We start from the raw sequence: 26,271 nt of genomic DNA on the forward strand, positions 1-26,271 counted from the left end.
GGAATCTATCCGGTCACCGTGCCGAACCCGGTGGTGCCGAATCCGGCGCTGCCGATCCTGGATCTGCGACCATCCCCACCGATATACCGCTGGCAATCCTGCCGGCAGCCAACGGGATCACCTCGGGCGGTCCGCCCGGGCCTTGGTCGCTGTACCACTGGTCAGATGTCCCGCTGGTGCCGCCAAGGAACTTGACCGTGTAGTTGCCGGGCGGAAGTCCCGTCAGTTCGTAGAGTCCCTCGGGCCGCACCCGGGTTTCCCGCACCACCTTATGGTTTGCGTTGAATGCCTGCACGCTGATGAGGCTGTAGATGGTGCCGGACGGCGCCCCGATGCCTCCGATGATCGATGCCGGGCCCACCCCGGGGGTAAGGCCGGGTGGTGGAACGTAGACGGGCTTGTCGCGGCAGTTGTTTGTTTCCATTTCGTCGAGCTGGGTCATGAGTGCCGCGTATTCGGCAGGATCGACGCTCAGGTTCCAGCGGGTCTTAACCCACACCCATTCCGCGGCGTAGCCGCAGTGGGCTCCGGAGTATGGCGGCCACCAGTGGGCCGGGTCCGACGATCCCCGCTCCGCGTTCGTGGCGGCTGTCAGGACTCTCAAAGAAATGCTGTTGGACAGGTCATTGGCGAAGTCGCGGCGCTGCTTCGCGGTCCATGCCCACGCCCCGGAGTACCAGGCCTCTTCCAGCGGGACCATGTGGGCAACATCTACCTCGGCCGGGTCCACCAAAACGGTGACATCCCAGACGGACACCCACTGCGGGTAGAGCACGGTGCAGGGCGAGCCGAGCGTATGCTCGCTGGCGCCGTCGATTATTACCCTTTCGCGGGTGGTGCACCCGTCGGGTCCCACTATGGGGTACTCGAAGGCGGACTCATCGAATCGGGGACCTCCCGGCGCCTGCCGGACCAGGGTGTTCAGCAGCGCCTTGCCGTTGGCGTCTCCTTCGAATGGATACCCACCCGTCGGCGAAGCCACACTTTGGCTGGACCTTCCGCCTGCGGCGGGGAACTGCTCCGCGGGATTGGATGCCCCGCTACTGGAGAGGGCCAGAAGGCCGGCTGCCACCAACATTGTGCAGTGCTTCACAGCTTGCTTCATCGCAGTGCCCGACCCTTTGCACGTCATGGTTGTGCCCGGATCCTACTCCGCCACAGCAGGCTGCAACAGCCATTAATCATGGATGCACGGCACGAAGTTCCATGGAGTTCCTACGGCCGTCAATCCCGGCCATCTGCCGACTTTCCGCGGGCCGTTGTCAGTGCATGGAAGTGGGCCTACGCTGTGCGCCGTCGTTCCGGGCCCCGGGTCAGTAGGGCCAGGGTCAGTAGGGCCGTGGCCGGCCCGCCTTATTAGGTGGGATTCCCGACGGCGGGGGTCGGCGGCGCGGGCAGGTCCTGGACCCGCTGTCAGCGGCTGAGGATCTGCTCGCGCAGGATGTCCGCGTGCCCGCAGTGCTGGGCGAGCTCCCGCAGCATGTGCAGGTACACCCACCGCAGCGGGAGCGGGCCTCGGCGGTTGCCGCTGACCACGTCGTCGAGCTCCAGCCGGGACGCCGCCCGGCGCGAGGCCTCGCAGGCGTCGCGGTGGGCCTCTTGGATGCTGGTAATCGTGTCCCGGTCCTCAAGGATGAACGACTCATCCGGCGTGGCCGGGATGCCGATCTCCGCACGCGACCGGCACGTGATCGCTTCATCGAACCAGACCTTTTCCACGAAGGTCGCATGCTTGACCAGGCCCAGCAGCGTTGTCCGGGATGACACCAAAGAGCGGCGTGCCTGCTCCTCGGTCAGTCCGTCGAGGCAGGCATTGAGCAGGGCGCGGTGCTCGTCGAGGAAGGTGTCGAACTGGGCTCGGAGCGGCTGGCTGAAGACGGCCGGGACGAGCGTTGCGGGGAGGCTGGGCATGAGTGCAGTATGCCAAGGCCGACGTGCGGCGGCAACGGACGGCGCGCCGGTGTGCGGCAGCACCGCCGTCGTGAACTGGACCCGTACGGCCCGCACCATGGGCCGTGGGCCAGAGCGCGAACGTACACTTGAGGCCCACATCCGCGGGGCTTAAGTGTTCGTTCGCGCCGCCAGACCCATGAACATCGTGCGGTGCAGGATGTCCACGTGCTTGCGGGAGACCTCCACCGCGCTCTGAATGTCGCCCGCCCGGAGGGCCGCCACCAGGGCGACGTGGTCGCAGTTGGATTTGTGCAGCAGCTCGATGGGGTAGGGGATGAAGTAGGCATAGAGCTCGGCGAGCGTCTCGTGGTAAACCTCGACGGCGGTCCCCAGCCCTGACGCTGTGCCCACCAGCTGGTGGAACTGCTCGTCCGCCTGGTGGTAGTCCGACCAGTTGGCAGAAGAAGCCATGTCCCGGGTCAGCCGCTCGAGCTCGTCCAGCTGTTCCGGCGTGGCATTGACGGCCGCGTAGTGGGTCACCGCGCATTCGAACAGCAGCCGCCGGTCCACCAGCCGGTTTACCGCCTGCGACTCGGCCGGCGATGCCGTCAGCTCCGCCAGCACCTGACGCGGCGGATCGTCCGCCACGAAGGTCCCGCCGGCCCGGCCGCGGCGGCGGACCACCACGCCCTGGTCCGCCAGGCTCGCCAGCGCTCGCCGGGCAGTGATCGGGCTGACGGACAGGCCCAGCGCCACGTCCTCCTGGTCCGGCAGGCGCTCGCCGGGCTTCAGCAGTCCCAGCGAGATGGCCATGCCGATGCGCAGGCGCACGGCGTCGATGGCGCTCCGGCGGTCGATGCCGGCCAGCGCTCCCGCGCCGATGCCGGATGCATTGGTGCGCGAGGCGCCGGCGGGGGAGGCGGTGTCCTCCAACTGACGGGTCATATCCGCTACTTTACGGCCCATCCGCTGCCCCTTCCCATTATTGGATCATTCTGATCTAATATAGTGCAGATCACACCCCAACGCGGAGACAAACCCATGCAACGCATCCTTCCCCTCATAGCTGCCCAGGCCGCGCCCCGGCTCATCGGAGAACCCGTTTCGGCCTTCGCGGACGAGGTCAAAGCTGCCCTCGAAACCAAACCGGACAGCAAACTCGTCGTCTTCCCGGAGCTCCACCTCTTTGGCGACGGGACCCCGGACCGGCAGAGCACCGAAGCCCTGCAGGATTCGGCCGAGCCGCTGGGAGGACCGAGAGTGAAAGAGCTGAAGGAGCTCGCCGCGGACCTGGGCATCTGGCTGGTCCCGGGCAGCGTCTGCGAGCGCGGCCCGGAAGGCCAGCTGTTCAACACGCAGCTGGTGCTGTCCCCGGAAGGGGAGCTGGCCGGCTACTACCGGAAGATCTTCCCCTGGCGCCCGTTTGAACCGTACGATCCCGGCGACCGGTTCACCACCGTGGACCTGGCCGGCATCGGCAGGGTGGGCCTGAACATCTGCTACGACGCCTGGTACCCGGAGGTCTCCCGCCAGCTGGCCTGGATGGGCGCCGAGGTGATCCTCAACGTCGTGAAGACCACCACCCCTGACCGCCGGCAGGAGCTGGTGCTGGCCAAGGCGAACGCCATCGTGAACCAGGTGTTCGTGGTCAGCGTAAATTGCGCCGGCCCCACCGGCCAGGGAAAGAGCATCATCGTCGACCCCGAGGGCAACACCATTGCGGAGGCCGAGAACGACGCGCCGGTGCTGCTCACAGCGGACCTGGACCTGGCCGCCGTCGAACACGTCCGCACCCACGGGACGGAGAACCTCAACCGTCCCTGGTCCCAGTTCCGGGACGGCGAGGCCGCCGTCGAACTGCCCGTCTACCAGGGCCGGATCAATCCGCTGACCTGGACGCCCCCGTCCTTCAATGCCTAAGGAAAACCACGTGACAACACCAACTCTGACCCGCACGCTGAAGCTGCCCTCGCTGGTGCTGTTCGGCCTGGCGTACCTGACCCCGCTGATTGTCCTGGCCATCTTCGGCCTCATCGCCGAGACCACGGGCGGGGCGGCGCCGTCGGCCTACCTCGTGGCGATGGTGGCCATGCTGTTCACCGCGCACAGTTACGGCCGGATGGCGGTCGCCTACCCGGTGGCCGGCTCCGCGTACACCTACGTGCGCCGGTCCATCGATCCCCGGGTGGGCTTCCTGGTGGGCTGGGCGATCCTGCTGGACTACCTCTTCCTGCCCATGGTGATCTGGCTGATCGGCTCGTCCTACCTGAGCGCGCAGTTCCCGGGCGTGCCGATGTGGCTGTGGATCGTGGGCTTCATCCTCATCACCACGGTCCTGAACATCCTGGGCATCAAGGTGGCGGACAAGGCGAACTATGTGCTGATGGCGTTCCAGCTGCTGGTGATCGTGTTCTTCGTGGTGCTGGCCATCGGCAGCGTGGTGTCCACGTCCGGCGCCGGCGGACTGGCCAGCACCGAGCCGTTCTTCAACGGCACCTCCAGCTTCGCCACCATCTCCGCCGGCGCGGCTATCGCGGCGTACTCATTCCTCGGGTTCGACGCCGTCACCACCCTCACCGAGGAGACCGTGGACCCGCGCCGGAACGTGCCCCGGGCCATCATGCTCATCGCGCTGATCGGCGGCGGCATCTTCGTGGCCGTCTCCTACGTCACCCAGCTGGTGCACCCGGGCGGCGTGTTCGAGGACTCGGCGTCGGCGGCCAGCGCCATCGCGCTGCAGATCGGCGGGCAGCTCTTCGGGGCGGTGTTCCTCGCCGGGCTGGTGGTGGCGCAGTTCGCCTCCGGCCTGGCCGCGCAGGCCAGCGCGTCCCGCCTCATCTACGCCATGGGCCGCGACTCGGTTTTGCCCAAGGCGGTCTTCGGCCGGCTCAGCGCGAAGTTCCACACGCCCGTCGTGAACCTGATCGTCACCGGCATCGTCGGCCTCATCGCGATCTTCCTGGACGTGGCCACGTCCACGTCGTTCATCAACTTCGGTGCCTTCACCGCCTTCACGCTGGTCAACGCCTCCGTGGTGTTCCACTACCTGCGCCGGCGCCGTGCCGGGGAGCAGCTGAACGCCGTCTCCTACGTGGCGGTCCCGGCGGTGGGCGCCATCGTCTGCGCCTACCTGCTCTCCCAGCTGGACAGCAACGCCATTACGCTGGGACTGTCCTGGCTGGCGCTCGGCATCGTGGTCCTCGCGCTGATCACCCGCGGCTTCCGGGCCGCGCCGCCGGAGATGACGACGACGGAGAAGGCCACCGTCGAGGCCGCCGTCTAGGGTTTGGGGTTCTTCGGCTGACCTGGTTCTGATTGGAAGCTCGCAGGAGGTAACTGGTGTGAGGATTGCCTTGGGGCAGCTGGAGTCCGGCACGGACATCGAGGCCAACCAGGCCGCCATCGACCGGTTCGCCGCGTCGGCGGCCGGTGACGGGGCCGCGCTGGTGGCCTTCCCCGAGTACGCCACGTACGAGAAGAAGATCGTGGACGCCTCGTTCCCGGCCGTGGCCGAGCCGCTGGACGGCCCCATCTGCCGGGAACTCGCCGCCACCGCGTCCCGCCACGGAATCACGCTCGTGGCGGGAGTGGTGGAAACCTCTGACGAACCAGGCAAGGCCTACAACACTTTGGTGGCCTTCGGTCCTTCCGGTGCACGGCTGGCTGTGTACCGGAAGATCCACCTGTTCGACGCGCAGGGCTTCGGGGAGTCGACGTTCATCAAGCCGGGCCCCTCCACCGAGCCGGTGGTGTTCGAATCCGGGGGAGCGGTCTTCGGCCTCATGACCTGCTACGACCTTCGGTTCCCGGAACTGGCCAGATCGCTGGCCGACGCCGACGCGCAGGTCCTGCTGGTCTGCTCGTCCTGGGTGCCGGGCACGCACAAGACCGAGCAGTGGCTGGCTTTGAATGCGGCCCGGGCGATTGAAAACAGCGTCTACGTGGCAGGGGTGTGCCAGGCCCCGCCGGTCTCGGTGGGGCGCAGCCTGCTGGTGGATCCGATGGGGTATGTGGAGGCGGACCTCGGCCTGGAGCCCGGAGTTCGGGCGGTGGACGTTTCGCTTAGGACGGTGGCGCGGGTGAAGGAGCAGTTCCCGATGTTCCGGCAGCGGCGGCTGGGATAGGCGCGGACGGCAGCTATGCCGCTTTGATGGGTGTCTTGTCGCTGGAGGATGCCGCGGCCAGGTTTTCACGGGCAAGGAACGCCGAGAGTTCACCGATGGTGCTCATCAGCGGGGCGGGGAAGACGACCGTGGTGTTCTTGTCGACGCCGATTTCGACCAGGGACTGCAGGTTCCTTAGCTGCAGGGCCAGCGGGTGGGCCATCATGGTGTCGGAGGCGTCTCCGAGGGCCGCTGCGGCGATGGCTTCGCCTTCGGCGGCGATGATCTTCGCCCTCTTTTCGCGTTCGGCTTCAGCCTGGCGGGCCATGGCGCGCTTCATGCTTTCGGGCAGCTGGATGTCCTTGAGTTCCACCAAGGTGACTTCCACGCCCCATTCGACGGTGAGCACGTCGAGGATTTCACGGATGTCGACGTTGATCCGTCCGGTCTCGGACAGGGTCTGGTCAAGGGTGTGCTGGCCGACGACTTTCCGCAGGGTCGTCTGGGCGATCTGGTCGATGGCCGCGGCCACGTTTTCGATCGCGACGACGGACTTCACCGCGTCGACCACCCGGTAGTACGCAACCGCTGAAACGTCGACGCTCACGTTGTCCTGGGTGATAATGCCCTGGGACTGGATGGGCATGGTCACGATCCGCAGGCTCACCAGCGGCAGCCGATCGATGACAGGGATGATCAGCCGCAGGCCGGGATCCCTGACTCCGATGACCCTGCCGAGCCGGAAGAGCACGCCCTTCTCATATTGGCGCACGATCCGGATCGACATTTTCGCAACGATGAGCAGCAGTACGACGAGGACGATGACAACGACAAAGGTGGTGGGGTCCATCAGGATCCCCTCCTGGTCTTTTGAGCGGGACGTGCCGGTGCCGGATCCGGCGCCGTGACAGGTGTCCTTGCTTTATTTTCCCATGCAAAGGGTGCAAAAGAGGCTCTTGAATGTGTCTGCTGGACGATCGCGAGCTCGTGAGGCGGGCGCCCAGGAGGCTGACGCCGCTGCTGTGCGAGTGGCGTTCTCACAGCCTGTTCAAAGGGCCTTCTGTCGCTGCCTTCATGTTCGTGGGCAATGATCAATCAATGGGGCTTTGGAGACGGGGCTTCGTGCCCGGAATAGCAGGTTTGGCGGTCATTTTCCTAGGCGCGGCCAGCGCGTCCGGCATTGACCAGATGGCCAATGCCAAAATCCATGGTCCGACATCGGCCACTATGTCCGCCGTCGTGGCTGACGGTCAAACCTCGCTGCACCACTTGGTCCTGCGCGGCCTTGCCAAAGGGGCGCTTCCCGGTGGCTATCCCTACGATGAACCCCGGGATGAAAGGTCCGACGAAGACTATCAGGAAACTCTGCACCAGCACCGGCCATCGGTGAGCCCCTCGCAGTAAGAAAGTATCCGGTCCGAGCAGACTTCCATACCGCTGCGCATCCTCACTAATGCAGGATGGCGCTGATCTCGGCTTTGACCAACCGCTCTGCCAGTTGGCCAAGGTCCAGGTTCAGGACGGCTTTGAGGGCGCGCGCCATGTTCGGGGCTGCGGCAAGGAACTCGGCCAGGCCCGGGTCCGATTCCAAGTCCCGCCCGAGCTTGTCCCTAACCTCATCGGCAGTCCAATGGCTGTCGGTATGCTGACTGGTGAGTACTGTCCTAGCATTCATGGCCCTGTCCTTCCCCGCGCCCTGAGCCTTGGCTTTGATATAAGCGACTATGCCGGGCAGGGCTCAAGAAGCGGTCAAGCAACAGGCCAGATTAGCGCAGGATTTGTTCAGGTTTCATGGTGATCGCCGTGCGGTGGAACGAGGTTACGCAGATCCGCTCTTTCGGCCTCCCCACAAGATCCGCCTTCATTGAAGGGCTCTGCGGACGGCGATGGCTGTGAGGTCATCCGACCAGGAAGGCCGGGCGTGTAGGGCGGCCGCCACTGTCAGCCCGGTTCAACATGCTGGACCGTCGTTTTTGGCAGCCCTTGTGCGGCGACGGAACCGCAAATTCTGACGGAATTTTGTGACGGCACCTGCCATTGCTTGGCTGCCGGCCGGCGAGTAGGTTACAGGTACGCGCGCTTCTTCGTACCGCTACCTCAGGCACATTCACCGGTCTCTTCACTTGCACGGCATCACTGGTTCACCGTTCGGAAGGCGCGTTGCTATGGGGAATCCGTCCGTGTTTCTGGCTTCAGTCGGTTTAGGCCTCACTGCTGTTTTCGCCGCGGCGGGGTGCACCGCTCCAACAGCTAGCCCACCAGCCACGGAACAAGCGCGCGTTCTGCGCGCATCGCCACCGACGACGAACCTGGCCGCCCGGCTGCGGCTCAGATTGAGGAATTCGCTCGGCAGGTCAAAGAACTTTCCGGCGGTCAGCTCTTGATTGAACCGGTATGGAAGGCCGTGGGCGAGGATAAAGACGACTGGGATCAAGCGGTGGCACGCGGAGTCGTGGCCGGCGACTTCGACATGGGGCTGGTTCCAGCGCGGGCATGGGACACCGAAGGGGTGGATTCCTTTGCGGCACTTCACGCCCCCTTCCTCGTTACTTCGAAGACTCTGCTGTCCAAGGTCGCCGAACCTGCCATTGCTGACGAAATGCTGGCGGGTCTGGACAAGGTCGGTGTGTCCGGGCTGGCCCTTTTCCCGGAAGGCACGCGGCTGCTCTTCTCCTTTGGCAAACCGGTGCTGAAGCCAGCCGATCTTTCGGGCAAAACCGTACGCGCTCCGCGTTCGGAGACTACGTACGCTCTGCTGCATGCACTAGGAGCTACACCCGATGACCTTGTGGGCGAGCGCTTCCCCGAGGGCATTGCCGACGGGAAAGTTGTCGCGGCAGAATCGTCGTTCGTGGGAGCCGGGTCCTTGCCTGCGCCCACGACGGTGGCTGCTAACCTCGTGCTGTATTCAAAGCTGAACTCCCTGGTGGCCAACGCCAACGTTTTTCAGGGCCTAAGCGAGTCCCAGCGGCAGTCACTGAAGGACGCTGCGGCAGCCGCGCGCACGTGGGCAAGTGAAGCCATGACCTCGACAGCAGATGACGCCGCCGAATTCTGCTTGAACGGCGGGACCGTTACCAGGGCCACTAACGCGGACATCGCTGCCTTCAAGGCAGCAGGCGCCGCTGTCTACAACAAGCTCGAGGTGGACCCCGATACAAAAGCCCGCATCGCCAAGATCAGGGAGTTGGCCGCCGCCGACTCCGCACCTAGCAATGGCCCATCCTGCACTCCTGGAGGGTAGATCAACGAGAAATTCAGCCCTCAGATGCGCGGGGCTACCTTTCGGCGCTGTGCGACCAAGACGAAGGCACCGGATGCCAGAACGCCGGTCAAGGCGAACACGAGCATGCCGGTGAATGAACCGGCGCCCGATTGGATCAGCGCCCCGCTGACGATCGGGCCGATGGAGAAGCCGCTGCCGATCATCAGATTAGTGGTGTTCATGAGGTGTCCGCCGTTTGAGAGGTCGGACAGTGTGGACAGCAGGTAGGGCAGGATGAAAGTCCAGGCGAACTTGAAGATCACTGCGGCGATGGCGAAGCGGACGAGAGCCGGTGAGTCAAAAAGTAAGCCGATACTGAGCGCCATGCCTACGTAGCCGGCGATGAGGTAGATCCTCCGTCGGGGAGTGTCCCCGAGGGCCGTCGCCGTGAGGGCTGACAGGATCCCGGCGACGGTGGCTAGGGAAAGGATGAGGCTGCTAGCGGAAAGGTCGATTCCGGAGCCGGCGGAAATCTGGGCCATGAATGACCAGACGCCGCTCAGTGCGACATAGAACAGCAAGACTGCGGCCATTCCCGCTGCTGCTTTGAAGATCGGCACCCGCGACGGCGCTGACGTTGCCGCCGGGGAAGATGTTCGCAGCACTTCCCCGTCGATCCGGTTGACCACGAGGAGGCACAACACGGCCAGACCGGCGAGGGTCCAATAGATCGCTGCGACTCCTGCTCCGGCGAACAATGATGGGAAGACGGCCAATATCAGTGCGCCCATGGCCAATTGGAATACGACGAAAATTCCGAACGCGCGGCTGGGGTTCGATGTCTTTCCGCTGAGAGTCAGGATGATCACCGTGATAGAGCCGGCCGCGAGGCTGGTCACCACCCGGACGACGATCAGGAGTCCGAAATCGTCCAAAAGACCTGAAACAACGTTCCCTGCGATGACGACGGCAGTGAAGAGGTAGCTGGCTGTTCTCAGGTTCATCCGGCGCAGCCACAGATAAGCCGGCACTGTTGCCAGGCTGAAGGCGCCAAGTTCCAGCGAAAAGAGCGTCCCGACCTGGGACCGGGGACAAAGCGAACTGTTGGATCAGTTTGCCGGCGATCACTGGGGCAATCAGCAGCACGGTGTAAAGGACGGCACTGAAAACGGCGATATACGTGTACGTGCCCCTGTCGGAGGCGGTTACCCCCGGAGCGGCCTTTAAGGCAGTGGTCATGGTCATGTTCTTTCGGGCAGGACGAAGCGGCGCGGTGCCGCCGTCAGGGGGACGTGATGATGCCTGCGGGTCCGCAAGCCTAAGAACTGGGGACAAATGAAGCGGTCAGGCGCGCTGCGGGGCCAGTCGTCCGGATGCGCCCGTGGCGTGTTCCGAGCGCTCTGCGTCGAAGACTTTGCGGCCGGCGAACCAGGTCTGCCGCGAGGTTATGTGCGGAACGTCCTCGATGTCGATTTCGTACGGATTGTCGCTCAGGACAATGAAATCTGCGGATTTCCCTGGCGACAGGGATCCTGTGACGTCATCCACGCCCATTGCTTCGGCGCAATTGGTGGTGTAGATCCTGATGGCTTCTGGCAGGGTGATGGCCTGCTCGGGCCAGAGCGTGCCCGGGAATTCTCCGGTCGGGTCCTTGCGGGTCACGAGCCCGTAAATGCCTTCCCAGGCGTTTGGGGATACGCTGACCGGCCAATCCGAGCCTCCGGCGATGCGGGCGCCGGTGTCGAGCAGGGACCGGTTGGGCTGCATCTTTGAGGCCCTGTCGGCGGGAAGTACTGTGGCGATGGCTTCGGAGATGACTCCGGGAAACCACAGGGAGGGGGAGATGTCGGCGGTGACATCCAGCTCGGCGAAACGTTCGATGTCCTGTTCATGGACGAACTGGCCGTGAGCGATGTGGTATTTCGCGTCCGTATATCCGGCTCGGCGGACTTTAGCTACGGTATCCAGCACGAGCCGGACCGACGCGTCTCCGGTGCAGTGGATTTTGGCGGAGATGCCGCGTTCAGCCGTGCTCATCAGCCACCGCTCGAGTTCCGCCGGGGGCATAGTGGTGCCACCGCAGTGACACTCGGGGAAACCGACGCCTGAAAGGTACGGCTCGATGAAGGCAGCCGTTCCTGCCGGGGGTACGCCGTCCAGGAAGATCTTGATGAAGTCCGGGCGGTGATGTTCGGACCGCAGCCCGTCCCGGTGCGCAATTATGCCCTCGCCCAGCGGATTGGTGCCGAAGATGAAGTCGTTGGCCTGCATGGAGGTAACTACCCAAGCGTGCAGGTTTCCCGCGTCGTCGAGTTCCTTCAGCGCCTGCATTAGCTGGAGGGAGGCCGCGGCGTCCTGGAACCCTGTCACCCCGTAGGAGTGGAGGATCTCGATTCCGCGCGCAGCCGCTCGCGCCAGATCCTTTGTGGACGTTGGCCGTAGCCGGGCCAACGTCTGCTCCACCAAGACGCCTCCGGCCTCGATGAGGACACCCGTCACGCGACCAGATGCGTCCCGCATAATTTGACCGCCTTCGGGATCGGGTGTGCCGTCGCCGATGCCTGCCAGTTCCAGCGCCCGGGAGTTGGCCCACCGGTTGTGCTTGCTGTCATCCTTCAGCAGCGCTGGCCGTCCACCGGTGGCGGCATCAAAGCGGGCAAGAGCGTTTGCGGAATTCAATTCCGCCAGGAGCCCCGAACCCCAGCTTCCGCCGACCACCCAGTCATCCTGTGCCAGACGTTTCGCTTGGTCCGCCACGGCGTTGAGCAGCTCATCGAGTGTCCTGGTGGGAGGCTCATTCAATTCAAACAAGTCCATTTGGCCAGCAATCATGTGGTGGTTGTGCACATCCAGCAGGCCGGGCATCACATAGCCGCCGCCAAGATCGATGACGGTAGTTCCCGGACCGGCGGCGGCCTCAGCAGCCGCACCGAAGGAGTGCACCTTGCCGGCTTTGACCGCCAGTGACGCCACCCGGGTATGTGCATGGTCCAGTGTGTCGATAACCCCGTTGATCAGAAGAAGATCGGCCTGGTTGTTCATAGCATCAGTCCCTAACGGTGAGTTGATGGCACAACACTAGAGTGTTGGGAGTTCTTGGGTTTTGACTATCCGTGCACGGTTCTTGCGGAATCCTGCAGGCCAATCTCGCTGGAAGACACATCAAGCGGCTTGTGAGGAACCCATGGGCTGCGCGACCATCACGACCCGTGTTCGGGGAGCCGAAGTATCCCGAGTTGGCTCCGAAAGCACCGTGTGCGGAAGACTGTTGCCGTGAGCAACTCTCCCCGCACCGGCCTCGCCGTAGCCGGCCTCAGCCTGGGCACGTCCCTGAACCCGCTGAACTCCTCGATGATCGCCGTCGCCCTCGTGGTGCTGCGCGAGGACTTCCGGCTCGACGTCGCCACGGTCACCTGGGTGATCACCGCCTTCTACATCACCTCGGCCGCGGGCCAGCCGCTGATGGGGCGGCTCGCCGACCGGTTCGGGCCACGAAAGCTCTTCATGCTGGGCATGGGCCTGGTGATCGCGTCCTGCGCGCTGGCGCCCTTCTCGCCCAACTTCGTATTCGTCTGCATTGCCCGCGCGCTCATGGCGCTGGGGACGGCGACGGCGTACCCGAGCGCCGTCGTCATGGTCGGCACCCTGGCACGGCTGGCTGACACGAGCTCCACCCGGCCGCTGGGCCGGATCCAGATGGCCAACACCTCCGGGGCCGCCGTCGGCCCGGTGGTCGGCGGGCTGCTGGTAAGCCTGGTCGGCTGGGAGGCGCTGTTCCTGATCAACGTGCCGCTGGCGCTGGCTGCGCTGCTCATCGTGCGGAGGTTCGCGCCCGCCGATGAAGCGCGGGAGCACGGCAGCATCGGCACCCTGCTGCGTGACTCGGACATCCCCGGCATCCTCGCATTCACGGGAGGCATGGTGCTGCTGCTCATGGGCCTGCTGAACGCGCTGCCCGGCTTCCGCTGGTGGCTGCTGGGCGGAGCCATGGCACTGGCCGTCCTGTTCGCCTGGCGGGAGCTGACCTTCAAGCGACCGTTCCTGGACCTGCGGCTGCTCGGCAGGAACCGGCCGCTGCTGCTGGTGTACCTGGGCTTCACGGTGTTCAGCGGCGTCTATTACTTCGCGTTCTTCGGCCTGCCGCAGCTGCTGCAGGAGGCCGCGGGCTACAACCCCGGCCTGGTGGGTGTGCTGATGCTGCCGCTGGCGGCGATGTCCGTGGTCGTCACGCCGTTCGCCGTGAGGGGGATCGACCGGTTCGGCGTGCGGCGGGTGCTGATTGCCGGCGTCGTACTTTTGACCGTGGCGGCAGCGGCACTGTGGCTGCTGACGGCGTCGTTCGCCGTCCTGCTGGTGCTGGTGCTGACCGCCCTGATGGGTGTGCCGTACGGGTCGGTCAGCATCGCCTCGAACCAGGGCCTGTACCTGTCCGCGGCGCCGGAGGACAGGGGAGTGGCGGCCGGGATCTTCCAGACCTGCCGGTACGTCGGTGCCATCAGCGCCACGGTGATGATCGGCATCTTCTACGGCACCGGCGTCACCCAGGAGAACTGGGGCCGGATGGTGCTGGTGATGCTGGGGCTCTGCGTGGTGACGTTCGTGGTGTCGCTGCTGTGGCGGGAGCGGAAGGCGGCGTAGGGAGGACGACGGCGGCCCCGCCGCCGCTACGTTGCGCGGGATACCGTCATTCGGAACCGACGAACACGATCAAATTACGGCTTGGCCGTTACATGCGCCAGCGCGCGGCGCCGTTCACGCAGGATCGATAATCCGTATGCCGCGGCTCCCGGCGTCGCGAGCACGGCCAAGAATGCGACCGCGGGTTGGACGCGCGCGCCCTCGGCGAGAAGCAGATGAGCTGGTCCCTGCAGGGCGGCGCACGTACATCCCATCCAGAGCACGGTCCACAGGGCCCGCGCGCTCCCGGCGCCGGATGCCCTGATGTACGGTGCCACGAACGCCCCGAGCGCGAGCATGCCCGTGACGAGAAGACTTACCCGTTGGTCGAGTGATGCGAGCCCCTGCGGCCCGGTGTCCCCGGGACCGGCCGCGCCCCAGACCGTCATGGCCGCACCGAAGGGCAGCAGTCCGAGCGCGCCGACGGCCGCGGCCCAGCCACGCGCTCGCGGCGGAGGCCCGTCCAAGAGCACGCCCCAGCGGTCCAGCACATAGAACGCCAGGAGCGTCGTTAACGCCGCGGCGAGGATACAGAAACCGGTGTACACGAGGGCGAATGCCCATCCCGCGAGCCCGCCGTCATCGGCCGCCGTGGGAGGTGCGCCCGAGACCAGCTGCAGCAGGAGTCCCAGGGGCAAACCGATGAGGATCGGGACGAGCAGCCCTGTTGCACCACCGCCGAGAATCACCACAAGCCAGGCGGGGATGCCTCGACCCCATGGCCGGGTGAGGACGAACGCGAGGCCGATGGCGCTGAGTTCCATGGCTGCCGTGACGGCGTTGCCGACCATGAAGCGCGGACTGCTCATGGTCGCGACCGCCGCCTCGTCCTCCAGTCCGGTTGTGGCGCCGGCGATCCACGACACCTTGAGGGCAAGGTATGGCAGCGTCGCAAGCACTGCAGCCCAGAAGGCGATCCGGCGCGGGGCCGTCACTCTGCTGCCTCGAAACCCGCGGCGCGACCCACCGTCATCCGCGTTCGCCAGGCTCCCTCCCACTGCCGGGTCATCGCCGGATAGACGATGAGCAGGCGGAACGGCAGGATAGCCGCGAGGTACATGCGCCCGAACCATCCGTTGGGGCGGACGAGCACGGCCATCCGCAACTCCCACCCGCCGTCGCCCTCGGCCCATCCGAGATGCATGACTGCGTGCACCGTGCCGTTCGCGATCTCTCTCGCGGCTTCCCGGGGCAGCCGGTAGAGCGACGTGAAGGGGCTACCGGGCGGATCAGTCTCAGCGGTGCCCCGCAGATCCTCGGGCAGCCGGTCGCGGAGGGAGCTGACACGGGCGCCGAGGCCGTCCCGTTCGTTGTCCCACCCGAACAGTTTCCCCAGCCTCCAGCGCAGGGCGAAGAGGGCGTGGCTTAGACGCGATGAAGATCCCGGGCCGCCTGCGGCGCGGATCGCTGCGAGCATCACACCGAAGTCATCCGGCCCGGCACCGGGCGCCCGGTACGACCAGACGTCCTCGATTTCGAAGTCGGGCGCGATTTCGTGAATGCGCCACGGGAGGGCGCGGTGGGCGGTCCTAGGCAGTCGCGACATGGTCGCCTCCTCGAATCTATACGGAACCGTATAAGAGGTAGGATAACAGCGATATACGCTAGCGTACAGATCGAGAGGGCGGACGGATGGTCAATGCACGCACGCCGCGGGAAGCCTGGGTCAGGGCAGCCCTCGACGCGCTCACCGAAGGCGGCCCCGAGACCGTGCGGGTCGAAGTGCTCGCCAAGCGTCTGGGCGTGACGAAGGGCGGCTTCTATGGGTACTTTGATGGCCGCGCCCAACTCCTCTCCGAGACTCTTGACCTCTGGGAGCGCGAGGCCGCGCAGGCCGTCATCGATGAGGTCGAGCAGTCCCGGGGCGGCACGCAAGAGCGGCTCCACTCTCTCTTCGCGAGCGTGAAGGCGAGGGAGAACATTGCACGGGCCGAATTCTCCATCCGTGAGTGGGCGCGCCGTGACCCTGCCGTCGCCGCGCGCCTGCGTCGCGTGGACCGGGCGCGGCTCGATTACCTCCGCGAGCTGCACGTCGAACTCACGGGCGACCCTGCCGAGGCGGCCGCCCGCGCGGCGGTGATGATCGGCGTCTGGCTCGCAGGGCACTACATGCGGTTCGACACCGGAAACTTCGACCACGATGCCGTGCTGGAGCTTGTGTTCGAGCGAATGACCTCCGGAGCTCCCTGACAGGCAGATGATCTCGAAGGTTGTGGCGTTCAGCGGCGGTCCGCCGCTGGTGACTACCGCCGGTCGCCCTGGGCCGGTGCCGCCGGCGGCTGGCCGGAACCCTGCCCCGTTCCGCCTTGTGCGTCGCCGCCCTGTTCTAATCCACCCTGGCCCGTCCGGGCGTCCGCAGGTGCCTTGCCCTTTGCCCTCCCATTGTCGGAAACGTTCGCCCGGCCGGCCGGTGGTTGCGCTGCCTGTGACGGTGCGCCGGTCGCGCGGGAGGCGCCTGGCTCAGCCGGCTTTCCTCCGCCTGGCGGAACCGCGGAAGGAACCCCAGCGTCCCACGGAGTCTGCGCCGGGCGCCCGGCTGCCTCTCCTGACACCTGCCGTTCGCGAACGGAAGGCTCGGAAGCGGGAACCCTGGCCGGGGCCGGGGCGGCGGGTACTGCCGCCGTCGGCGTCGTCCAGCCAAGGGAAGGAACGACGGCGGGCGCAGGGTTGGGTGCCTCCGCCTGCGATGGCGGTGGCGGTGCCGGCGTGGTCGGTGCTGGGGGCGAGAAGGAGCGGACGATACTGTTGATGGTTCCTTCTGCCTGGCTGCGCAGCGTCTCGTTCCCGGCCGCAGCGCCGCCCGCAACGCCCAGAGAAGCCGCCACGGCCAACGATGTGAACACAGCGCGCTTCTTCCTCCAGTGCCGGCTGGACCAGTCGTCCAGCCGAACCGCTCCCGCTGCAAAGGGCTGACCCATCAAGGCGGCAACCTCAGCAGACGGCTCCGGAACTTGCGTCACCCGGAAGCTCCTCAACTGCAGCAGCACGGCACGCAGTTCAGCGTCGTCCGGAAAGCCGCCCTCGGCGAGCAGCGCGTCCACGCAGCGCTCGTCGTCGAGCCGCCACTCTTCCTGCCTTCTGTCGTCGCTGGTCATGATGCGCCTCTTCTGAGTGAGGGACGGAGTTTTCTGAGCCGGCACAGTGCCCGGCGCTGCAGCTGCTTGATGGCTCCCGGAGTTTTGCCCATGATTTCCGCGGTGGTCTCCAGGGACAGATCCGCGACCACCCGCAGGGCGATGACTTCCTGCTGGTCCGGCTGCAGCGTGCCGAGCAGTGCCTTGACATTCTCCGTGCTCTCGGCAGCCAGCAGCTGGTCCTCGGCGGAAGCGGCACAACGCGGGTCCGCCTCGGCGTCGTAATCGGTGATGTGCGGGGCCTTGAGGCGGCGCCGGTATTCGTCCACATAGCGAGCGTGCGCAATGGAAAAGACCAGGTTCTTGATCCCGTTCGTACCTCCGCGCACGCCCCCCAGCTGCGGGTAGAGTGCCAGGAACACCTCCTGGGTGGTGCCCTCTGGATCTTCCACCTCACGCGCGCGGAGGTAGCTCAGCACGGCCGGCGAGAACTCGCGGTACACAGCGCAAAAGACACCCTCGTCGGCCTGACGGGGCGTCGTCGCCTCATCCTTAAGCTTTTGCATCCGCCCCCCTGCGGCAGATGCCCGATGCCGGGCACCGTTCGGAGGTGGCGCCCAGGCCGGTATGAGCAGTTCGTCCCGGCCTGATCGCCGCTCCTGCTGACAGGTTACCGCTGACCGCGGCCGGCCGGTGCGTGCGAGTTATTGGACGGGTGGCCTGCACCGCCCTTGGCAGCCGGGGTACCACCCTTGGCAGCGGGGGTGCCGCCCTTGGCGGCGGCTGCTGCGCCCTGCTGCTCCTGCACCTGCTGCCCGGCCACCTGTTCCTCCGGAGCGTCGGCGGAGGTCCCCTCGGTGTCATCGTCCGCCGTGTCCCGCGGCGCCGTAACAGTGTCGCAGTAGGCGTCGACCTTGCCTTCGCCGCCGGCTGCCTTCACAAGTGCCGCGTATGCGGTGGATGTGGAGTTCAGGCCGCCGTGGGAGAAGGCGTTGCAGAGGCCAAAGGCCGCCGGGCCTGTGGCGTCAGGTCCAACCGGGGCTGATGTTGCGCTCGGCTCAGGCTCCGGATCCTCGGATTCTGTGGGCGACGGGCTCGGCGATTCGGTTTCCGTTGGTGTCGGGTCCGGGGAGTCGGTTTCGGTGGCTGTGGGACTGGGCTCGGCGGAGTCGGTTTCGGTGGCCGTGGGGGTGGGCTCCGGCGCCTCCGTTTCCGTGGCCGTGGGAGTGGGCGACGGCGATTCTGTCTTCGCGACCTGCGCTACGGGACCGTCGGGCGACGAGACGGCGAAGGCCGCCATCCCCGTCCCGCCGGCCACCAGGGCTCCGGCGGCGATCACGGTTGCTGCGAGCTTGTTTCCAGAAAAAGTGAAGAAAGACATGAGACCCTCCGTTGACGGATTTTCATGGATTGCGTTCAACTTTGCGGTTTCCCCCCGCACTCACTGGATCGTAATTTGAGTCACAAAGGTTACGGGTTTCGTCAAAGTTTTTTCCGCGCTGGAAAAACGGCCTCCGCACTCAGCGGAAGGAGGAGGAAGGCGGCGGTGATGACCGCCGTCGTAATGAGCAGTGAGCGGTCGCGCTATTGGGCGGAGCGCCGGTTGCGCGCCAGGCGCGCCAGCCGCCTGAAGGCCAAGACGAAGACCACCTCGATCAGCACCATCAGCCCGAGCATCAGCCAGTGCCCCTGGGTGATGAACACAACGGCGCCGGTGAGGACCAGCACGCTTCCCAGGATCAGGGCGTATACCGCGAACCCGAGGGCCACCTTTGCGCTGCGCACGCCGGTGCGGAAGCCAAAACCCTGTGGCAATCCGCCGGGCAGTCCCTGCACGCGGTCAGGCCCTGCGGGCGGGAGCCTATCGAACTCCTGCCACAGGTCCTCATCGTGATCCCGATCGGTCATGCTTCCATTATCCCGCGCAGTAAGGGCGGCCGCTGCTCCGGATGAATCGCTGCCACCATGGCACTGATCAACTCCGGGAGGTCCCCATTAGGCCCCGGTCATCACAGCGGCAGTAACCAGGCCAACTCCCACCGCTGACCACCACCGCCAGAACGCAGTTAGGGCGGCCGTTTCTGCCCCCGCGACCCACGGCTTCGTTAAAGCCCTGACGGCTTCCCAATGATCTACAGATGGCAGATCACTCGGGTCTTCTGGCAACGTCATCGATGTCCAGCAAGTCCCGTCCGGTACTGTTCACGCGTCATCCGTCGCCATGCTCAAGAAGGAGGCAATGTTGGCACATGTTCCACTCAAGAGTCACAGCCGTTTCTTCAGAGAGCGGCCAACCCCTTGTCCTACTCGATTCGGCGGAGTCTCGAAACCTCTGCGCCTCGTTTTGGGGGCAAGGGGCCCGGAAGAAGTGCATGCTAGTGGGGTCGGCAGAGGGTTCACAGGGACACCGCGTAGGCGAAGAATGGTTTGTAGGCCGATCGTCCCCGGTGGCATTGGCGCTGCGGAGGGCGTAAGGCAGCGGGCTCGGCGGAACCGCTGTGCGGTCCCGGCCCGCTCTATCGGCGCAGATTAGGAGCACATCATGCCGAGCGCTGCACGCGACATCATGAGCGGGGGCGTGGAATGCGTCCGCGAAAACGAAACCCTCGAACAGGCCGCCCGAAAGATGAAGGACCTGGACGTCGGCGCCCTACCGATCTGCGGTGAGGACAACCGCCTCAAGGGAATGCTCACCGACCGGGACATCGTCATCCGTTGCCTGGCCGAAGGCGGCGATCCGCGCACCGTGACCGCGCGGGAGTTCGGGGAGGGCAAGCCCGTCACAATAGGCGCCGACGACTCCATTGAGGAGGCGATCCGGACCATGCAGGAGCACAAGGTCCGCCGGCTGCCCGTTATTGACGGCCACGACCTCGTCGGGATCCTCAGCCAGGCAGACATCGCCCGGAACTACCCCGAAGACCGCGTCGGTGAGCTCGTCACGTTCATCTCCTTCTAGTCGCACCACCTGCCAAGACCCCGCCGAAGGCAACCGGACCGGTAAGCCTCACTGGGAATCGGCCATCACTAAACAAAGGAGAAAAGCGTGACTATCCCACCGCTTCCAGAACCCGAGCCGTTTCCGAAGGAACCGGGGCCGGCCGTCCCAGGATCACCGGACCCTACATCCCCGGCACCTGGCTCTCCTGACCCGACCTCTCCTGATCCCGGTCCTGTTCCTGGTCCATTGCCGGAGCCGGGCCCCCGACCGGAAGAGCCGGACCCCAGACGCAGATCCTAGAAGGACACTCCGCTTCAACACGATCAGCTCACACGTGGCACGATTGTGGGACAGCGGGGCCGGAACGGAAGCGGAAGCCGCGGATCCTGTGTATACGGATTGCCGCTGTCGACCGGTGGCAGCACCCCTTCAGCAGGAGGAGAGCATGCAAACAGTTGAAGAAACCATTGACGTCGCGGTCCCAGTGCGGACAGCGTATGACCAGTGGACCCAGTTCGAGTCTTTCCCCAATTTCATGTCCGGGGTGGACTCCGTCACCCAGCTCACTGACCGGACGAACCGCTGGGTGGTGAGCGTCGGCGGGGCGAAACGGGAATTCGATACCGAAATCATTGAACAACAGCCCGATGAACGGATTGCCTGGCGCAGCACCGACGGCCAGACGCACGCCGGCGCCGTGGTGTTCACGCCGCTGCAGTCCGGATCAACGCGTGTGTGGGTCCGTTTTGAATGGGCACCGGAAACCTTCACTGATACGGCCGGGGCCGCGCTGGGGTTCGACAACATGCAGGTCAGGGAGGACCTGCGCCGGTTCAAGGATTTCGTCGAAGCCAGAGGCACCGAAACCGGTGGCTGGCGCGGAGAGGTTCATTAGAACAACCACCCAAGAGACAGGACACGGGAGAAATGTGTGGCCGGGTCCGGCGCCCCGGGCGGAGGCGGACGGACCCGGCAGTCCTGCGCGAAGGTGCGTGAACACCTCCCTTCAAGGACAATCAAACTCTCGCCCAAGCACCTTGGAAAAACCTGATGAAGGTAGGGAATTATGTCGGCACGGCATACGTTGCATGTCCGACAACCCCTAGTTAGGAAAGAGATGCATCATAGTGGCAACTGATTATGATGAGCTCCGCAACGAGGTCAAGGAATCGCAGAACGACTCCCTTGAGGCCCTCAAGTCAGCCAACGCACCCGATCCCAACAGTGTGGTGCGTGAACTGGACGCAACGGATGACATGGACAGTGTCGGGATCCCCGGCGGAGAGTTTGTCGCCGAAGAATTAGTCGTCCAGATCGTTCCCCAACGTGACGACGAATTCACCTGCTACTCCTGCTTCCTGGTCCGTCACCGCTCCCAAATGGCGCGGGAAAAAGACGGCCACGCCTACTGCATCGAGTGCGAAGGATAAATTCAAGGACAGCGTGCCGGGTCAATTATCAGCGGCGATCTAGGGCGCTGCCTCCAAGGATCCCCCAGGCGCAAGCCGCCCTACTTGTCTCCTGTTACTCCAATGTGCCGCTCGCAAACCCACCGAGCCTGTCGCGAAGCGCGTCATACCAATCGCTGAGGGATCGGTCGACTGAGCCATCCCGTTTCTGGATGTACCGATCATCAAGACGGCCGGGACCTGATTGAAGGGTGGGGAGCACCCACTCCCGCGCCTTCTCCACCGCTTGAGCTGAGCCGTCCGTCCTCAGGTCCATCGCAAGCGACTCATACTCCCCAGCCAACTCGGGCAGCCGGACGAGCCGCAGTAACGTGGCGAAAGCCAGCATGTCCAGGGTCACGGCTGGATGTCGGTGGCCAGCGGATCGGTCCGCCTTGCACCGGAGGGATACCCCACCCACTCACCCCGCCCGTTCGGGAAGATGTTAATGGCCCGGTCGATACACTCGTACGCATCCCGCCGCGCATCTAGGTTCGGACCGAGAAGCTCAGCCAGCAGCTCAAGTGTGGTGAAGCGCCGATCATCCCCAAGCAGCTCATAAGTCGACTTGCGTCCCATGCCGAAGAGGCCAGACCGCTTCTGCTCGACGACCCTGAACCACTTCTCCTGATACCCCATGCTGGCCACAATAGCGGTGGCTGCGCGAACAGGAGTCACCTGGGCGCTTAAGCAGGGGCCAGCAACCCGGGGGAACGGACGACGGCGCAGCCCGGGCAGTGTGCGTAGGCTGCGGTTTTCGTTGTTGTACCAGTTGGGCAGTGGGAAGATGGTCGGAGAGTTGGGCCTCCACCAAACGGGGACGCCGGCAACTGGCGGCGCGTGCCCAGCCTGGAGACAGGGCGGTGACCGAGCCATGACCGAGCGACCCCTGCAGCAGCGGCGACTGCGCGTGTCCGACATCAACGTCGTCAACCACCGCACGCTGCGGAAGGCGCTCGGCGGGACCATCGTGGGCAACACGATGGAATGGTACGACGTCGGGGTGTTCGGCTATCTGATCACCACGATGGGGCCGGTGTTCCTGCCCGAGGCGGACCGGGCAGTGCAGAACCTGTTCCTGCTGGGAACGTTCGGCGCCACGTTCGTCGCGCGCCCCTTGGGAGGGATCTTCTTCGGCTGGCTCGGCGACAAGATCGGCCGCCAGAAGGTCCTGGCCATGACCCTGCTGCTGATGGCCGGGGCGACATTCGTCGTCGGCCTGCTTCCGGGGTACGCGGTGCTGGGCATCTGGGCCGCGGTGCTGCTGGTGATCACCAAGCTGATCCAGGGCTTTTCCACCGGCGGCGAGTACTCCGGCGCCACCACGTTCGTGTGCGAGCATTCGCCGGACCACCGCCGCGGCTTCTTTGTCAGTTTCCTGGACATGGGCAGCTACCTCGGCTTCGCGCTGGGGGCCGGGATGGTGTCGGCCCTCCAGCTGATCCTCGGGCAGGGACAGATGGAGGCCTGGGGCTGGCGCATCCCGTTCCTGGTCGCAGGCCCTCTGGGCATCGTGGCCATCTACTTCCGCATGAAGATCGAGGAGTCGCCCGCCTTCAAGGCCACGCAGGAGGCGGAAGCCGTAGCCGCCCAGCATCACGAGACCGATGACGAGCTCCGCCCCGTCGGCCCGGTGGGGATCTTCAAGGACCACTGGCGCCGCATCGTGCTGGCCATGATCCTGGTGGCCGCCGGCAACACCGTGGGCTATGCCCTCACGTCCTACATGCCGACTTACCTGACGACCAACAAGGGCTACGACGAGATCCACGGGACGCTGCTGACTGTTCCGGTGTTGGTGGTCATGTCCCTGTGCATCCCGCTGACGGGGCGGCTCTCGGACAGGATCGGGCGGCGGCCTGTGCTCTGGATCGGGGCTATCAGCACAGTGGTGTTTTCACTTCCCGCGTTTCTTCTGATCTCGATCGGAACCGTGCCGGCCACGCTCGCCGGGCTGGCCCTGGTCGCGTTTCCGGTGGCGTTCTTCGTGGCCATTCTCGCGTCGGCCCTGCCGGCGCTGTTCCCGACGGCCCACCGCTACTCCGCCATGGGCATCGCCTACAACTTCGCCGTGGCGATCTTCGGCGGCACCGCCCCGTTCATCATCGCCGCGCTCATCCAGGCGACCGGCAATGATCTGATGCCGGCGTTCTACCTCATGGCCACGTCGGCTATCGCCGCCGTCGCCATCTACTTCCTGCCGGAATCCGCGCAGCGGCACCTGCCCGGGTCCATGCCCAGCGTGGACTCGGACGAAGCCGCCCGCGAGCTGGTGGCGACGCAGGACCGGAACCCGCTGCTGGAGATGGACAGCCTGCCGTTCGACAGCAGCTACGAGGAGGCGAGGGCGTCGCACGGAGAACGCCCTGACAGGCCGACGGTGATGTGAGCAGGACGACTCATCAGACCCAAATCGGCATTAGCAATTCTGTTTCAGTTGAACATCTAGGCTGGATATCTCGTTCCAGAGTCAGAGCTCCTGCGGCTCACGAGACCGGCCACGCGTTCCGCTCTGTCGGCCCGGTGGGGATTTTCAGGGACCACTGGCGCAGCATCGTGCTGGCTTTCAACTGGACGGCCAGTCCGCGGCGCCAGGTCCGTCGAACAACGCGCTGGTGCTGCTCCGGGGGACCACCACGTGGACGGCGTTGCGCTGGACAGTGAAATCGGCCGACGTGCTGGTGGCGATCTCGCCGTCGAGGTTCACGGGCAGCGGCTGCTCGGTGACCAGCCGGACATGTCGGCTGGTCAGGTGGTACACCCGGTCGTGTTCGATGAAGCTTCCGTCCTTGAGCAACCGTGCGATCTTCACGTGCTCCCGGAGCGGCGCCGCCAGGATGGCGTAGATGTCCAGAGTGTGATCGTCTATCCCTGCGGTGGGTGAGACCGTGTTGCCGCCGCCGTAATGCCGGCCATTGCCGACGGCCACCTGAAGCAGGGTTTTCGAGCTCCATCGGCTCGTGGTCCCCCTCGGGAAACTCGAGACGGGCCCGGAACGCTTTGTGCCCGGCATAAGCCCGCAGGGTGGCAATGCCGTAGGCCAGCGGTCCGATGTACCGCTTCAGGCGTGGGCTGAGGGCTTCGGTAACAGCCACCGACAGGCCCACGGAAGCGACGTTGAGGAATGGCTCACCGTTCGCCCGGCCCAGGTCGATGTCCACCACCTTCCCGTCCGCGACGGCAGCGCACGCCTCGGACAGATTGTTGGGTATCTCCAGCGTGCGGGCGAAGTCGTTGGCGGTGCCCAGCGGAAGAACGCCGAGCACAACGTTGGTGCCGGCAACTCGCCCCGCGGCGTAGGACACGGTCCCGTCGCCGCCGCCGACAACCACCAGGTCGTGCCCGTCCGCAATCACTCGATCAAGCGTCCGGGCCAGATCGCCCCCGGACAGCACGTGGTGCACGGAGGAGATCGGCACGCCTGCCTTGCGCATCGTGTCCACCGCAAGTTCGTGCGCCGCCCCTCGGCGTGATCCGGCGTTGATCACCACGGCGGCAGAGCGGGCGTCCCGGGCAGCCTTCATGTGGGACATGTTAGGTGGTGGACCTGTGAATTCTCCTAGCCCGCCGCCCCGGCCAGTGCCGTCAGCGGCAGTCCCGCGTCCTCAAGTTCGGTACTGCGTCCTTGTTCTGTCACGCCTTACGGAACAGCCTCACCTTTGCGCAAAGCAGGAGTGCTGCGGCGGCGGCGGCTGTGACCGCGGAGCGATGTTTCTGCCGGGCCGCTGGTTAAGCGTCGGGATCGGCGTCACGTTTCGTCGGCCGATAGCCGGCAAGTTCGGCGCGGATGTCGCCCTCCTCGTGCCCGCCCTTCTTCTTGCCGAACGGCAGCACTTTGAGCAGCGGATGCACGATAGCCATGACGACGATGCCCCAGGCGAGTCCGATGACTGACGAACACAACGTGTTCACGAGCCAGGCCAGGAAGCCGCCCACCACCGCGATCCCCTCGAAGGGGTGCTCGAGGACATGGACCAGGTCATACGGACCGTGCCAGCCGAGGTCATAGGCCCCCTGCAGCATGATGTGGCCACCAACCCACAGCATTGCGATCGTTCCGATGAAGGTTATCCCGGCCAGCACGGCGGGCATCCCCTTGACGAGCAGCTCGCCGGAGCGCTTGGAGCCTGCGGAATCTTTAGCGGCCAGGTGCATCCCGATGTCGTCCATCTTGACGATGAGAGCGACGGCACCATACACGGCCACCGTAATCACGAGGGCCACGACCACCAGGATGATCGCCCGTGACAGCAAGGAATCCTGGGCCACCTCGTTCATCGAGATGACCATGATCTCGCAGGACAGGATGAAGTCGGTGGTGATGGCGCCCTTGATGACCTTGGCCTCGGCCTCCGGGCCGCGTTCAACCGCCGGCGCATCTTCCTCCGCGGTGTGGTGGCCACGGAGCTTGTGCCAGACCTTCTCGGCACCCTCGTAGCAAAGGTATGTGCCGCCCAGCATGAGGATGAACGGGATGGCCCATGGGACGAAGGCGCTGACGAGCAGCAGGGCCGGCAGGATGATCAGCAGTTTGTTCCGGAGCGAACCCCAAAAGATCCGCTTGATCATCGGCAGTTCGCGGGAGGGGTCCGCCCCGGACACGTACTGCGGGGTAACGGCGGCGTCATCGATTACCACGCCGGCGGCCTTGGCCCCCGCTTTGGCCGCTCCGGCAGCGACGTCGTCCACTGAGGCGGCCGCTATACGGGCAAGGGCTGCTACGTCATCCAGCAGGGCGACAAGACCGCCGCTCACAGATCGCCCCCGTGCTGCTCAAGGGTGGACGGCTGGGTGTGGCTGCCTATGTCGAGGCGTGTGATTGGCATGTTTGGAGTATATCGACGGCGGGCATTAGCTAGCCCGCCACCGCCGCCTTTGCGGCCTGCGAGGCCTGCATCCATTCGCTCAGCAGACGCTGATGGCTCGGAGA

At 65.3% G+C, this 26,271-nt stretch carries 26 protein-coding genes and 1 pseudogene; 11 read left to right on the forward strand and 16 right to left on the reverse strand.

Annotated features, from left to right (window positions below; all coding sequences use genetic code 11):
* Positions 1-13: 13 nt before the first annotated feature.
* The 3 genes from QF036_RS06450 to QF036_RS06460 all read right to left on the reverse strand — a co-directional run bounded on the left by QF036_RS06450 (position 14) and on the right by QF036_RS06460 (position 2,838).
* Entirely contained in the window at positions 14-982 is a 969-nt protein-coding gene (locus tag QF036_RS06450; RefSeq protein WP_307100240.1) for a GmrSD restriction endonuclease domain-containing protein, read from the reverse strand.
* Positions 983-1,413: 431 nt separating this feature from the next.
* Positions 1,414-1,911 (reverse strand): DinB family protein, encoded by a 498-nt coding sequence (locus QF036_RS06455; RefSeq protein ID WP_307100241.1) that lies wholly within the window; start codon positions 1,909-1,911, stop codon positions 1,414-1,416.
* Positions 1,912-2,061: 150 nt separating this feature from the next.
* A complete protein-coding gene (locus tag QF036_RS06460; protein ID WP_307100243.1) occupies positions 2,062-2,838 on the reverse strand; it encodes a FadR/GntR family transcriptional regulator in 777 nt (258 codons plus the stop codon).
* Between the two features lie 96 nt (positions 2,839-2,934).
* On the opposite strand from QF036_RS06460, the gene QF036_RS06465 reads away from it, so the two are divergent.
* The 3 genes from QF036_RS06465 to QF036_RS06475 are packed head-to-tail and all read left to right on the forward strand — an operon-like array spanning position 2,935 to position 6,017.
* A complete protein-coding gene (locus tag QF036_RS06465; RefSeq protein WP_307100245.1) occupies positions 2,935-3,813 on the forward strand; it encodes a carbon-nitrogen hydrolase family protein in 879 nt (292 codons plus the stop codon).
* A gap of 10 nt (positions 3,814-3,823) precedes the next feature.
* On the forward strand, positions 3,824-5,176 hold the full coding sequence (locus QF036_RS06470; protein WP_307100246.1) for an APC family permease: 1,353 nt from the start codon (positions 3,824-3,826) through the stop codon (positions 5,174-5,176).
* A 58-nt stretch (positions 5,177-5,234) separates the two neighbouring features.
* Positions 5,235-6,017 (forward strand): carbon-nitrogen hydrolase family protein, encoded by a 783-nt coding sequence (locus tag QF036_RS06475; protein ID WP_307100248.1) that lies wholly within the window; start codon positions 5,235-5,237, stop codon positions 6,015-6,017.
* A 13-nt stretch (positions 6,018-6,030) separates the two neighbouring features.
* On the opposite strand, the gene QF036_RS06480 is transcribed toward QF036_RS06475, so the two are convergent.
* The gene (locus tag QF036_RS06480; protein WP_307100249.1) at positions 6,031-6,846 is read right to left on the reverse strand and encodes a slipin family protein; all 816 of its coding nucleotides are present in this window, start codon (positions 6,844-6,846) and stop codon (positions 6,031-6,033) included.
* Between the two features lie 110 nt (positions 6,847-6,956).
* On the opposite strand from QF036_RS06480, the gene QF036_RS06485 reads away from it, so the two are divergent.
* Positions 6,957-7,400 carry a hypothetical protein gene (locus tag QF036_RS06485; RefSeq protein ID WP_307100251.1) on the forward strand — a complete coding sequence of 148 codons (444 nt, stop codon included), beginning with the start codon at positions 6,957-6,959 and terminating at the stop codon, positions 7,398-7,400.
* 46 nt (positions 7,401-7,446) lie between these two features.
* On the opposite strand, the gene QF036_RS06490 is transcribed toward QF036_RS06485, so the two are convergent.
* A complete protein-coding gene (locus tag QF036_RS06490; RefSeq protein WP_307100253.1) occupies positions 7,447-7,671 on the reverse strand; it encodes a hypothetical protein in 225 nt (74 codons plus the stop codon).
* Positions 7,672-8,286: 615 nt separating this feature from the next.
* Here QF036_RS06490 and QF036_RS06495 point away from each other — a divergent pair.
* Complete coding sequence (locus QF036_RS06495) at positions 8,287-9,240, forward strand: TRAP transporter substrate-binding protein (RefSeq protein WP_307105811.1); 954 nt, start codon at positions 8,287-8,289, stop codon at positions 9,238-9,240.
* 20 nt (positions 9,241-9,260) lie between these two features.
* Here the strand turns inward: QF036_RS06495 and QF036_RS06500 are convergent, their stop codons facing one another.
* Complete coding sequence (locus QF036_RS06500; RefSeq protein ID WP_307100255.1) at positions 9,261-10,232, reverse strand: MFS transporter; 972 nt, start codon at positions 10,230-10,232, stop codon at positions 9,261-9,263.
* A gap of 313 nt (positions 10,233-10,545) precedes the next feature.
* The gene (locus QF036_RS06505; RefSeq protein WP_307100257.1) at positions 10,546-12,243 is read right to left on the reverse strand and encodes an amidohydrolase; all 1,698 of its coding nucleotides are present in this window, start codon (positions 12,241-12,243) and stop codon (positions 10,546-10,548) included.
* 231 nt (positions 12,244-12,474) lie between these two features.
* Here QF036_RS06505 and QF036_RS06510 point away from each other — a divergent pair, with 231 nt between their 5' ends.
* On the forward strand, positions 12,475-13,839 hold the full coding sequence (locus QF036_RS06510; protein ID WP_307100259.1) for an MFS transporter: 1,365 nt from the start codon (positions 12,475-12,477) through the stop codon (positions 13,837-13,839).
* A gap of 74 nt (positions 13,840-13,913) precedes the next feature.
* Here the strand turns inward: QF036_RS06510 and QF036_RS06515 are convergent, their stop codons facing one another.
* Together QF036_RS06515 and QF036_RS06520 are read right to left on the reverse strand one after the other, a co-directional pair.
* The gene (locus QF036_RS06515) at positions 13,914-14,813 is read right to left on the reverse strand and encodes a hypothetical protein (protein WP_307100261.1); all 900 of its coding nucleotides are present in this window, start codon (positions 14,811-14,813) and stop codon (positions 13,914-13,916) included.
* On the reverse strand, positions 14,810-15,424 hold the full coding sequence (locus QF036_RS06520) for a DUF2867 domain-containing protein (protein ID WP_307100263.1): 615 nt from the start codon (positions 15,422-15,424) through the stop codon (positions 14,810-14,812). The genes QF036_RS06515 and QF036_RS06520 overlap by 4 nt, the downstream gene beginning before the upstream one ends.
* Positions 15,425-15,510: 86 nt before the next feature.
* Between QF036_RS06520 and QF036_RS06525 the strand changes: the two genes are divergently transcribed.
* Entirely contained in the window at positions 15,511-16,068 is a 558-nt protein-coding gene (locus QF036_RS06525) for a TetR/AcrR family transcriptional regulator (protein ID WP_307100265.1), read from the forward strand.
* 53 nt (positions 16,069-16,121) lie between these two features.
* Here QF036_RS06525 and QF036_RS06530 read toward each other — a convergent pair whose 3' ends face one another.
* The 4 genes from QF036_RS06530 to QF036_RS06545 all read right to left on the reverse strand — a co-directional run bounded on the left by QF036_RS06530 (position 16,122) and on the right by QF036_RS06545 (position 18,860).
* Complete coding sequence (locus QF036_RS06530) at positions 16,122-16,973, reverse strand: hypothetical protein (protein WP_307100267.1); 852 nt, start codon at positions 16,971-16,973, stop codon at positions 16,122-16,124.
* The gene (locus QF036_RS06535; protein WP_307100269.1) at positions 16,970-17,518 is read right to left on the reverse strand and encodes an RNA polymerase sigma factor; all 549 of its coding nucleotides are present in this window, start codon (positions 17,516-17,518) and stop codon (positions 16,970-16,972) included. The genes QF036_RS06530 and QF036_RS06535 overlap by 4 nt, the downstream gene beginning before the upstream one ends.
* A 104-nt stretch (positions 17,519-17,622) precedes the next feature.
* Positions 17,623-18,333 (reverse strand): hypothetical protein, encoded by a 711-nt coding sequence (locus QF036_RS06540; RefSeq protein ID WP_307100271.1) that lies wholly within the window; start codon positions 18,331-18,333, stop codon positions 17,623-17,625.
* Between the two features lie 203 nt (positions 18,334-18,536).
* Positions 18,537-18,860: a hypothetical protein gene (locus tag QF036_RS06545; protein ID WP_307100273.1), complete on the reverse strand. Its 324-nt coding sequence runs from the start codon at positions 18,858-18,860 to the stop codon at positions 18,537-18,539.
* 634 nt (positions 18,861-19,494) lie between these two features.
* Here QF036_RS06545 and QF036_RS06550 point away from each other — a divergent pair.
* The 3 genes from QF036_RS06550 to QF036_RS06560 all read left to right on the forward strand — a co-directional run bounded on the left by QF036_RS06550 (position 19,495) and on the right by QF036_RS06560 (position 21,323).
* Positions 19,495-19,911 carry a CBS domain-containing protein gene (locus tag QF036_RS06550; RefSeq protein WP_307100275.1) on the forward strand — a complete coding sequence of 139 codons (417 nt, stop codon included), beginning with the start codon at positions 19,495-19,497 and terminating at the stop codon, positions 19,909-19,911.
* Positions 19,912-20,338: 427 nt separating this feature from the next.
* Positions 20,339-20,788 carry an SRPBCC family protein gene (locus QF036_RS06555; protein WP_307100276.1) on the forward strand — a complete coding sequence of 150 codons (450 nt, stop codon included), beginning with the start codon at positions 20,339-20,341 and terminating at the stop codon, positions 20,786-20,788.
* 232 nt (positions 20,789-21,020) lie between these two features.
* Positions 21,021-21,323 carry a DUF4193 domain-containing protein gene (locus QF036_RS06560; RefSeq protein ID WP_307100279.1) on the forward strand — a complete coding sequence of 101 codons (303 nt, stop codon included), beginning with the start codon at positions 21,021-21,023 and terminating at the stop codon, positions 21,321-21,323.
* A gap of 375 nt (positions 21,324-21,698) precedes the next feature.
* Here the strand turns inward: QF036_RS06560 and QF036_RS06565 are convergent, their stop codons facing one another.
* Positions 21,699-21,980: a hypothetical protein gene (locus QF036_RS06565; protein WP_307100281.1), complete on the reverse strand. Its 282-nt coding sequence runs from the start codon at positions 21,978-21,980 to the stop codon at positions 21,699-21,701.
* 235 nt (positions 21,981-22,215) lie between these two features.
* Here QF036_RS06565 and QF036_RS06570 point away from each other — a divergent pair, with 235 nt between their 5' ends.
* Positions 22,216-23,730 carry an MFS transporter gene (locus tag QF036_RS06570; RefSeq protein WP_307100284.1) on the forward strand — a complete coding sequence of 505 codons (1,515 nt, stop codon included), beginning with the start codon at positions 22,216-22,218 and terminating at the stop codon, positions 23,728-23,730.
* Positions 23,731-23,907: 177 nt separating this feature from the next.
* Here QF036_RS06570 and QF036_RS06575 read toward each other — a convergent pair.
* Positions 23,908-24,865: pseudogene (locus tag QF036_RS06575) on the reverse strand (lipid kinase).
* A gap of 205 nt (positions 24,866-25,070) precedes the next feature.
* Complete coding sequence (locus QF036_RS06580; RefSeq protein WP_307100287.1) at positions 25,071-26,096, reverse strand: DUF808 domain-containing protein; 1,026 nt, start codon at positions 26,094-26,096, stop codon at positions 25,071-25,073.
* Positions 26,097-26,271 lie beyond the last annotated feature (175 nt).

This window comes from Arthrobacter globiformis, assembly GCF_030817195.1.
GTDB classification, from domain to species: domain Bacteria; phylum Actinomycetota; class Actinomycetes; order Actinomycetales; family Micrococcaceae; genus Arthrobacter; species Arthrobacter globiformis_D.